Raw genomic sequence first — 10,133 nt, 5'->3', positions numbered from 1 at the left:
GGGGGCCGCGACTTGGGAGGCGCGGCCCGGTGCGCCCCGGGCCGGGTACCTGGGCCGAGCCCTAGTGGGACGGGTCGAGGGTGAACAGCTCCGGGTTGGTCTGCCGCACCGCGGCGATGTCGTTGAAGACCCGACGCAGGTGCTCCCGCATGGCGCTCGCGGCAGCATCCCCATCGCCAGCGGCGAGCGAGTCGGTGATGACCTGATGCTGGTCGATCAGCACGCTCATCCCGGTGAAGGAGAGCGACAGGTGCCGCGCCCTGTCGAGGTGCGCCTTGGCCTGGGCGACGGTCCGCCAGGCGGAGCCGTGGCCGCTGATGCCCATCAGGGTCGCGTGGAATTCCTCGTCGAGGGTGAAGAATCCGGACTGGGTCTTGCGGCTGTCCGCGATTCGCTGCGCGTCGATGATCGCATTGAGTTCGGCGATGTCGTCGGGCGTCACCCGGGCGACGGACTCGTTCAGGGCCGCGAGCTCGAGCGACTCACGCACGAACTGGGCCGTTTCGATCTCCGAGAGCAGGATCGGCGCGACGAGCGTGCCGACCTGGGGGACCACGAAGACGAGTTGCTCCTCGGCGAGGAGGATGAGGCTCTCGCGGATCGGGGTGCGCGACAACCCGAGCTGGCCGGCGAGCTCGTTCTCGGACAGCCGGGTGCCGGGGGCCAGGTCGAGAGTGATGATCTTCTGGCGGATGATCTCGAGGGCGTGCGTGCGGGCGTTGCGCCGTGTGGTCGCGGGCCTGGCCCGAATCGCTCCCGAATCCATCGTCATCTTTCTAGTATGGGGCGCTGGTGTTCTTGCATGGTACGGCGCAGTCGGGCAGGCGCGGCAGTCCGGGCCCGCCCGACCAGACGACTCAGGCCTTGGAGCCCTTGTCGATGGCTTCCCACAGCCCGTTCAGGTACGCGATTCCGAGCGCACGGTCGTACAGGCCGTATCCCGGGCGTCCGGTCTCTCCCCAGATCATCCGGCCGTGGTCCGGACGGATGTACCCGTCGAAGCCGACGTCGTGGAAGGCCTTCATGATCTCGTAGATGTCGAGCGAACCCATCTCCGAGAGGTGCGCGGCCTCCTCGAAGTTGTCGTTGCCGAGGTGCTTGATGTTGCGCACGTGGGCGAACGGCACGCGGTCGCGTCCGGCGAAATAGCGGATGAGCGCGGGAACGTCGTTCTCCGGATTCTCACCGAGGCTGCCGGTGCAGAGGGTCAGCGCGTTGTGCGGGCTGTCCACCATCTCGACGATGGCCTTGAGGTCGTCGAAGTTCTTCACGATCCGGGGCAGGCCGAAGATCGGGCGGGGCGGATCGTCCGGGTGGATGGCCATCTTGATGTCGTACTTCTCGCAGGTCGGGATGATCGCCTCGAGGAAGTACCGCAGGTTGTCGGAGAGCTTCTGCTCGTCGACATCCGCGTACTGGGCGAACAGGGCCTTGAGGCCCTTCATGCGCTCGGGCTCCCAGCCCGGCATGACGTAGCCGTTCGAGTCGCCCTCGACCGATGCGGCCATGCCCTCGGGGTCCATGGTGTCCACGATCGACTGGTCGTAGGCCATCGTCGTCGAACCGTCGGGAAGCGTCCTGGCCAGCTCGGTGCGCACCCAGTCGAAGACCGGCATGAAGTTGTAGCAGATGACCTTGATGCCGAACTCGGAGAGGTTCCTGATGGTCTCCTTGTAGTTCTCGATGTACTGGTCGCGGCTCGGGAGCCCGATCTTGATGTCGTCGTGGATGTTGACGCTCTCGATGACCTCGAGGCTCATCCCGGCTTCTTCGATCTGTGCTTTCAGCTGAGCGATCTTGGCCTTGGGCCACACCTCGCCGACCGGGACGTCATAGAGGGCGCCGACGACACCCTGCACGCCCGGAATCTGCCGGACCTGCCCGAGCGTGATCTTGTCGTCGTCAGGTCCGAACCACCGAAATGTCATTTGCATGATGCTGTCTCCTCTGTGTTGCTTGTGGTGCCGTTGCTTGTGGTGCTTGTGCTTGTGCTTGTGCTTGTGGTGCTCGCGTACTTGTGCAGCGTGCTCCGGACCGCTCCGGGGCCCGCGACGAGTTCTTCGACGTACCCCTCGATCCGGGCACCGAGTCCGGTGTCGTACAGGTTCAGTCCGAAGATCTCCCGGTTGGAGAGGATCGGATGCAGCCGCCTGCCGACGCTCGCCGGGTCGCCGAGCCTGATGTCACTCACGTACCGGCGCAGGTGCTCGTTCATCGGGTCCGGGCTCAGCTCGAACGGCTCTCCCTCGTCGTCGAGTGCCAGCAGATAGCGGCACCAGCCGGCGATCGCGAGCGGAATGAAGGTCAGATCGTCGACGGTGTCGGTGTTGCGGTAGAGCTTGATCGTCTCGCCGAAGCGGATGCCGACCTTCTGCGAGGTGTCGGAGGCGATCCGCTGCGGGGTGTCCGGAATGCGCTTGTTCGGCAGCCGTTCCCCCACGACCTGGTCGAGGAAGCTCTTCGGGTCGATAATGCCGGGGTTCGTCACGACCGGGAGCCCCTCGCGGTAGCCGATCCCCGTGATCAGGGCGGAAATGTCGGCGTCTGCGGTCTCGTCTGCGGTCTCGTCGGCGATCGACGTGAAGCCCAGCAGGCATCCGTAGATCGCCATGGCCGTGTGCAGCGGGTTGAGGCACGTGCACACCTTCATGCGTTCGACCTTGTTGACGGTGTCGCGGTCGGTGAAGTACACGCCGGCCTTCTCGAGCGGCGGACGGCCGTTCGGGAAGGTGTCCTCAACGACGAGGTAGTTGACCTCCTCGGTGTTCACGAAGGGCGCCGTCGTCGTGTGCTTCTGCGTGACGAGGATCTCGGTGTCGCCGAATCCCGCTGCCCGCAGCTCGCTCGCGACGGAGGCCGAGGGGCTCGGGGTGATCCGGTCGATCATGCTCCAGGGGAACGCGACCTTCGCCGGGTCGGTGAGGTAGCCGAGGAACCCGTCGTCGACGAAGCCCCGGTCCTTCCAGGCACGGGCGACCACGAGGATCGCGTCGCGGAGCTTTTCGCCGTTGTGCGAGAAGTTGTCGGTGCTGACCATCGCGATCGGGGTCGCGCCGGCCCGGTAGCGCTCGAGGAGGAGCGACGCGAGGTGCGCCATGGTGTGCCGCGCGTGGTCCGGGCCCGCCTCGATGTCCCCCAGCACGAGCCCGGAGAGCTCGCCGTCCGGGCCCTTCAGGTTGTAGCCCTTCTCGGTGATCGTGACCGTGGCGAGCTGCAGGCTCGGGTTCGCGAAGATCGCCCGGACCCGCGCGGTGCCTGCCGGGTTCGACTCCGCGAGGTACTGGCTCTCGGTGATGCTCGCGATCAGTTCCTTTTCGATGTCCCCGTTCGCCTTCATCACGACGGTCAGGGAGAGGTTGTCGCGTCCCTGGTAGATCGTCTCGATCAGTTCGTCGTCGTAGGTGTCGACGACGACGATTCCAACGTCGCTCTCACCCGCGTTGAGCAGTCGCTGCTGCAGCGAGGCGTGCAGGCAGCGGAACAGGTTCCCGCCGCCGAAGTGGATCCAGGCCGGGTTCGCCGTGGTGGCTCGCGTAACCGCGGCGCGGTCGAAGTGCGGCACGGTGATACCGGCCGCTTCGAACGCCACGAGGTTCTGCATGGTTTCGGTCGTGAGCATCAGCATCAGTTCTTGGCTCCCGCCGTTGTCAGTTCGACCTGGACCTGCTCAAGCGTCTTGCCCTTATTCTCCGGGACCAGCTTGTACGTGCCGGCGTGTGCTTTGGGTTGTGCTGGTGCGTGTGCGACGGTCATTGTCGCCACCTTCCTGGGGATGGAGCTCGTCCGGGGACGGATGGTCCCTGGTTGCATTGACTACTACCATACTAGTAGTCAATGCAGACGATGCTCACGTTCAGACCCAGACTCGCTCTCGCACGAGCGCGGGTGTTGCGCCGCAGCGCGGGTGGCGGACCACCGGCGGAAGGGCGCAACACCCGCGCTCGGTGCGCGAAGGCCGCCGCCTACAGGCCGGAGGCGACCTCGAAGGCATCCCAGATGCCGTACATGATGTTCGACACCTTGCGGGCATCGCCGAGGAGGTGGATCTCCTTGCCGGAATCGCGGATGCTCCGGTACAGCGTGTCGTTCGAGGCGTAGCCGACCGAGAGGATCACCGAGTCGCTCGCGATCTCCCGCTCGCTGCCGCCGACGGCCACGACGACACCCTGCGGTGTCGCACGCAGCACCGTGGCCGACGTCACCGTCGCGATGCCCTTGAACGGGATGAGTTCGTGCAGCATCATGTGGTTCGCCTCGCACAGCGGGCCGGACACGTCGAGGATGTCCTCGGCCTGCTCGACGATCGTGACGTTCACTCCGTGGTCGGCGAGGTGCAGGGCGAGCTCGCACCCGACGAGGCCGCCTCCGACGATCACCGTTGTCGCGCCCGGGTCCGAGACGCCCTCGAGCACGTCGGCGGCCGAGAACACTGGCACGCCGCCCGGAAGCGCGAAGAGCCGTGGCACCGAACCGGTCGCGACGATGATCTCGTCCGCGGCGGATGCCTCGATCATCGTCTCGTCGACCCGCGCATTCAGGTGAACTTCGACTCCGAGGTCGGCGAGCGTGGCCTCATACCAGCGGATCAGCGCGAGGTCGTCCTCCTTGAAATCGGGGACGCCTCCCGGAATCAGGTTTCCACCGAGGGCCGCGGAGGCCTCATAGATGACGGGAACGTGCCCGCGCAGCGCGAGCACCCTGGCCGCCTCGCACCCGGCGACTCCGCCGCCGACGATCATCACGGTCTTCGACCGCAGGGCCGGGTGCAGGCGCCACTCGGCCTCGCGTCCGCACTGCGGGTTGACCGCGCAGTTGATGGCGGCGAACGCTTCAATCCTGCCCATGCAGCCCTCCTGGCAAGAGAGGCATGGGCGGATCAGGTTCTGGTGCCCGCTGTGCAGTTTGTTGACGTAGTCGGCGTCGGCGAGCAGTGGGCGGCCGAGCGAGACGAGGTCGGTCGCGCCGTCCTCGACCGCCGCGAGTGCGATGTCCGGGTCGTCCATCCGGCCGGCGCAGATGACCTTGATTCCGACCGCGTCGCTGACCGCCTTGGCGAAGGGCACGTACAGGCCCTTCTTCTGGTACATCGGCGGGTGGTTCCAAAACCAGGAATCGTAGGTGCCCACATCGATGTCGAGGGCGTCGTAGCCGTACTCCTCGAAGAGGCGCGCGGCCTCCAGTCCTTCGGGGAGGTCGCGACCCTTCTCGACGAAGTCCTCGCCGGGTAGGCCGCCCTCTCGCCAGTCCTTCACGAACGACTTGGGACTGAATCGCAGCGTGACCGGGTAGTCGGCGCCGCAGCGTTCCTTGATCTCGTCGACGATCTCCCGGGCGAAGCGCAACCGGTTGTCGAGGCTTCCGCCGTAGGCATCCGTGCGCTGGTTATAGAACGACGTCGCGAACTGGTCGAGCAGGTAGCCCTCGTGCACGGCGTGGATCTGCACGCCGTCGAACCCGGCGCGCTGGGCGAGCACCGCGGAATCTCCCATGCTCCGCACGGTCGCGTGGATCTCCTCGACCGTCATCTCGCGGCAGATGGCCTCAGACCAGCGGTGCTTGATCGGCGACGGAGCGACCGGCTGCGCGCCGCCCTGCAGGAAGGAACTCATGATGACGCGCCCGAAGCCGGCGCCGAGCTGGAGCATGATCCTGGCGTCGTAGGCGTGCACCCGCTCGACAAGTTCACGACTGGTACGAAGGAACGCTCCGGGGTTCCGCATCGGCATCGGCACACTGCCGTTCGGAAACTTCTCCGCCGGGTTGGTGACGGGAGTGATTCCCGTGATGATGAGCCCGACGCCGCCACGGGCTCGCGCGACGTAGTACTCGATGCCGCGCGAATTCCAGCCGCCCTCCGCATCGGAGAAACCGAGGGGCCCCATCGGCGCCATCGAGAATCGGTTCTTGAGCTCCATCGACCCGATGTTCGTCGGCTCGAACAAGCGTCGATATCGAACGGATGCGCGGGGCGGCGCCGGAGACGTGGGTGCAGCGGATGCTGGTGGTGCAGTCTTAATCGTTGGGACAGTCAGGATTGACGTAGCGGTATCCTCCTTGGTTGAGTGGATCCGCCAACATCGTTGTCAAGGGTGCGACTTCTTCGGAGAAGCCGCGACGGTCCCTCCCTACCCACGGTACGCTCGGCACGGCCGGGGAGCCCGAGGAAACGGCCGGATCGAACCTGTCAGGCTCAGTGTTCGTGGCGGTGGTGCATGTCGGGGTAGTGCTCGTGGGTATGGGTGATGGCCTCGTGCGTGTGCTCGTGTTTGTGCCAGGTTCCCGGCGACACCGGTTCGGCATGGTCGTGCTGGTGATGCTCGTCGTGGGTATGCCAGTGGTCGTGCGTCATCGGCTCGTGCGTGTGTTCGTGCTCATGGCGTTCGGTGAGGTGAAGCCAGATCCCGACAGCCATCAGGAGGCCGGCGACGACGAGCGGCCACGTCACGGCGTCACCGAGAATGATGGCGAGCACAGCGCCGAAAAATGGGGCGATCGAGAAGTAGGCCCCGGCGCGCGCCGTGCCGACGTGGCGCATCGCGACGATGAACAGAACCAGGCTGATGCCGTAGGCGAAGAAGCCGACGACGAGCGCCGCGGCGATGTTACCGGCTGCCGGGAGGTGCGCTCCGAGGAGGAATGCCAGTGCCAGGTTGACCGGGCCGGCGACGGAACCCTTGACGGCGGCGAGCCACGTCGCATCCGTCAGCGCGATCTTGCGGGTGAGATTGTTGTCGAGGCCCCAGCAGAGGCACGCGCCCAGAATGGCCAGCGACGGCCAGGCACTGCCGAAGTTCGCCCCGCCCGGAGCGCTCAGGATGACGGCCCCGGCAACGATCGCCAGCATTCCGAGGGCGATGCGCCGGTCGAAATTCTCCTTGAAGACGAACCACGCCAGCACGGCAGTGAAGACGCCTTCGGCGTTGAGCAGCAGGGATGCGCCGGAGGCCGGCATGTTCGAGAGGCCGAGCATCAGGAGCACCGGGCCGAAGATCCCGCCGAACAGGATCGCGCCGGAGAGCGGCACCCACTCGGCGCGGCTGAGCCGGACCCTGGGCGACCGGCGAATCAGTCGGATCAGGCCGAGGCCGATCCCGGATCCGCAGTACAGCAGGCCGGCCAGCATCCACGGGCTGACCTCGCCGAGGAGAAGCTTGGCCAGCGGCGTCCCTGCGCCGAACAGCACCGCCGACACCAACGCAGCCTGGACCCCGCGGTTGGCGAGGGCACCCGCCCTCGAGCTGTTCTGCGGTGATGAAGTATTCATCCGCACAGTCTCTCAGACGCTCGGGCGACCGCACTCGGGACGGTGGCGAGGATACCGGTTTCCGAGACGGCTTCTCCTCAACAAAGGGGTGCCGACCGGGTTATCCACAGGTGAATTGTGGGGTGGTGGATGCCGCGGGAATGTCGGTGGTGGTCCGTAGAGTGACCGGCATGACAGCTGAAGAACCCTCGGAATCCCATCCGGAAAGCCCGGTGGACAGCAGTGCCGATCGACCCGGAGACCGCGCGGCGCGGGCACCCGGGGCCCTTCTGACCGGGTCGACTGGCCGAGGTCATGGCCGAGGCTGAGCTTCCGGCCGGAAGATGTGGATCGCTTCGCGAACCGCGTAGTAGACGATCACATAACCGGCAAGCGGATCGGCCCACCACCAGCCGAGAACCAGGTCGAGTACGAGTCCGCCGAGCACGGCTACGGCGAGCAAGCCGTCGATGAACGTTACCCGCCCTTCGGTGATCAGCACAGGATTTCCCAGGTCGCGACCCGTGCGGGCCTTCCCGAATGCCAGCGCGAACATGACCACGGCGGTCACGCCGGTCCAGGCGATTCCAGCGACGCTCGGCGATGCGTGCTGCTGGGACACCAGGGCTACGGTCGAGTGCACGGAGAGATATGCGGCGAGCGCGACGAACGCGATACCGATCCACCGAAGCGCGCGGTGCTGCCGGTCCTCGCCGGTGCCGGACAGCTCCCAGAGCACGACCGTGCTGGCACCGATCTCGATGAGGCTGTCCAAGCCGAACCCGACGAGTGCAACCGACGACGCCATCGCCGCGAGAACAGCCAGGACAATGACCCCGACCACATTCCAGCCCAGGGTGAGGTACTCGAGCAGCCGCCCCCGCCGGAGGAGAACCGCCTGGGCATCAACGGCACCGGGTGAACGCATGCGCTCATTGTCTCAGCACCCGGCCGTTCCCGACATCTGGGCACCGGTTGTCGCGATGGCGGAGTCACCCTCCGGCCCGGCCACCTGGGTGTGCGAAAGCAAGCGGCAGGTATGGCCGGAGAACCATCTCACGTCGCTTCCGGCGGCACGCGCCCGCCTGTGCGCCACCACGCCCGGCGTAGAGTAGATGTGAGCCGACACAGGCTCCGGGCGTCGATACGACACAGCGTATTCGGCTCCCGAATCGCCCGAATCGCCATCGAAGCCGGCCGGAGTGATGCCTGGTTTCGCTGGCTGGACTGGACCGCCGCCTCGTCTTGATCGAGGAGATCAGCGCATCGGGCAGCAGCCGGAAGTCCTCGGTCGCCGCAGCATCCAGCTCGGCGCCGTGGATCGCAACCACGCTTGCCCTATCCCCACGCCAACCGCTCACGCCCGTGTCGCGCGGCTCCCCGAATTCGTCACCAGGTAAGGACCCACCCATGACAACACCCCTCGTCGAAACCATCAGCATCGCCAGCTACATCGACCACACCCTGCTCAAGCCCGAAGCCACCACCGCCGACGTCACCGCCCTCGTCGCCGAGGCCATCGCGCTCGGCACGTACTCGGTCTGCGTCTCCCCCTCGATGCTGCCGCTCACCATTCCCGCCGACGCCGACCTCAAGGTCGCGGTCGTCTGCGGTTTCCCCAGCGGAAAGCACCACAGCGTCATCAAGGCCGCCGAGGCAGCCCTCTCCATCGCGCAAGGCGCCGACGAGGTCGATATGGTCATTGACATCGGCGCCGCCAAGGCCGGCCGTTTCGCGGACGTGCAGGCCGATATCTCGGCTGTGCGGTCCAGCGTCCCCGCACCGAAGGTGCTCAAGGTCATCATCGAATCCGCGGCCCTGACCGATGCCGAGATCGTCGCCGTCTGCGAGGCCGCGGTTGCTGCTGGCGCTGACTTCGTCAAGACCTCCACCGGATTCCACCCCGCTGGCGGCGCCACGGTGCATGCCGTGCGACTGATGAAGCGGACGGTGGGCGACCGGGCCCAGGTGAAGGCATCGGGCGGAGTCCGCAGCTTCGACGATGCCCTCGCCATGATCGAAGCGGGCGCGAGCCGCCTCGGCGTCTCCGGTAGCGCAGCGCTGCTCGCCGGCGCCGTCCCGGCCGGAGCGGCCGGTAGCTACTGACCCCTTCACGGGCGAAAAGTTTCTGATCTCATTGCCCACGATGAACTGGTCGATGTGCGCCGTCGTCGACGGACGGAACACTGCGCAACAAAAGTTCCCTGTTCCGGAATCGCTGACTACGCTTTTCGAAAAGTCCGCCAGCCGAGGCCGCTTACCCCATCGTGAAGGACCAGCCATGACCGTTCTCGAAGAAGTCCTGTCCGCAAACAACGCTTACGCCGAAGCATTCGGCGACAAGTCAGAGCTCGCCCTGCCGCCGGCCCGGGGCTTCGCCATCCTCACCTGCATGGACGCGCGCCTCGATCCGGCCAAGTACGCGGGACTGAGCGAAGGCGACGCGCATGTGATCCGCAACGCCGGCGGACGCGCCTCCGACGACGCCATCCGCTCGCTCGTCATCTCCTACAAGCTTCTGGGCACCAAGGAATGGTTCGTCATCCACCACACCAACTGCGGGATGGAGTTCTTCACCGACGAGGTCATCCGCGGACTGCTCGGCAACAGCCTCGAGACGGCCGCCCTCGGCGAGGCCGGCTTCTACGACGTCGGCACCGGCCCCGGCTCGACCGAGGCGAAGTACGTCGACTGGCTGACCATCTCCGACCAGGCGTCGAGCGTGCTGGAGGACGTCGAGCGCATCAAGGCGCATCCGCTTGTTCCCGCGGGGATCCCGGTCTACGGCTACATCTACGACGTGACGACCGGCCGGCTCGTCGAGGTGCCCGCTGCGACGGCAGCCGGTTCGGTGCGCTGAGACCGCGCACCCCGCGCTGAGGCGCGGTGC

Annotated in this window: 9 protein-coding genes; 2 read left to right on the top strand and 7 right to left on the bottom strand. The window is 66.4% G+C overall.

The window, feature by feature from the left end; all coding sequences use genetic code 11:
• Window positions 1–61 precede the first annotated feature (61 nt).
• The 7 genes from QN350_RS12595 to QN350_RS12565 form a co-directional block, all read right to left on the bottom strand.
• Complete coding sequence (locus QN350_RS12595; RefSeq protein WP_322138150.1) at window positions 62–772, bottom strand: GntR family transcriptional regulator; 711 nt, start codon at window positions 770–772, stop codon at window positions 62–64.
• An 85-nt stretch (window positions 773–857) separates the two neighbouring features.
• Complete coding sequence (uxuA, locus tag QN350_RS12590; protein ID WP_323507866.1) at window positions 858–1,928, bottom strand: mannonate dehydratase; 1,071 nt, start codon at window positions 1,926–1,928, stop codon at window positions 858–860.
• Window positions 1,925–3,619, bottom strand: coding sequence for a mannitol dehydrogenase family protein (locus QN350_RS12585; protein ID WP_322138152.1), 1,695 nt, complete (start codon window positions 3,617–3,619; stop codon window positions 1,925–1,927). The genes uxuA and QN350_RS12585 overlap by 4 nt, the downstream gene beginning before the upstream one ends.
• Window positions 3,620–3,624: 5 nt before the next feature.
• Window positions 3,625–3,753 (bottom strand): hypothetical protein, encoded by a 129-nt coding sequence (locus QN350_RS12580; RefSeq protein WP_322138153.1) that lies wholly within the window; start codon window positions 3,751–3,753, stop codon window positions 3,625–3,627.
• A gap of 209 nt (window positions 3,754–3,962) precedes the next feature.
• On the bottom strand, window positions 3,963–5,942 hold the full coding sequence (locus QN350_RS12575; protein WP_322138154.1) for an FAD-dependent oxidoreductase: 1,980 nt from the start codon (window positions 5,940–5,942) through the stop codon (window positions 3,963–3,965).
• 248 nt (window positions 5,943–6,190) lie between these two features.
• Window positions 6,191–7,264: a DMT family transporter gene (locus tag QN350_RS12570; RefSeq protein ID WP_322138155.1), complete on the bottom strand. Its 1,074-nt coding sequence runs from the start codon at window positions 7,262–7,264 to the stop codon at window positions 6,191–6,193.
• A gap of 292 nt (window positions 7,265–7,556) precedes the next feature.
• Entirely contained in the window at window positions 7,557–8,171 is a 615-nt protein-coding gene (locus tag QN350_RS12565; protein WP_322138156.1) for a cation transporter, read from the bottom strand.
• Window positions 8,172–8,653: 482 nt separating this feature from the next.
• Here QN350_RS12565 and deoC point away from each other — a divergent pair, with 482 nt between their 5' ends.
• Window positions 8,654–9,349: a deoxyribose-phosphate aldolase gene (gene deoC / locus QN350_RS12560; RefSeq protein ID WP_323516483.1), complete on the top strand. Its 696-nt coding sequence runs from the start codon at window positions 8,654–8,656 to the stop codon at window positions 9,347–9,349.
• A gap of 175 nt (window positions 9,350–9,524) precedes the next feature.
• Complete coding sequence (locus tag QN350_RS12555) at window positions 9,525–10,103, top strand: carbonic anhydrase (protein ID WP_323503344.1); 579 nt, start codon at window positions 9,525–9,527, stop codon at window positions 10,101–10,103.
• Window positions 10,104–10,133 lie beyond the last annotated feature (30 nt).

This window comes from Cryobacterium sp. 10I5 (assembly GCF_035019865.1).
Taxonomy (GTDB): Bacteria; Actinomycetota; Actinomycetes; order Actinomycetales; family Microbacteriaceae; genus Cryobacterium; species Cryobacterium breve_A.
This window is presented reverse-complemented; position numbering and strand designations above follow the sequence as displayed.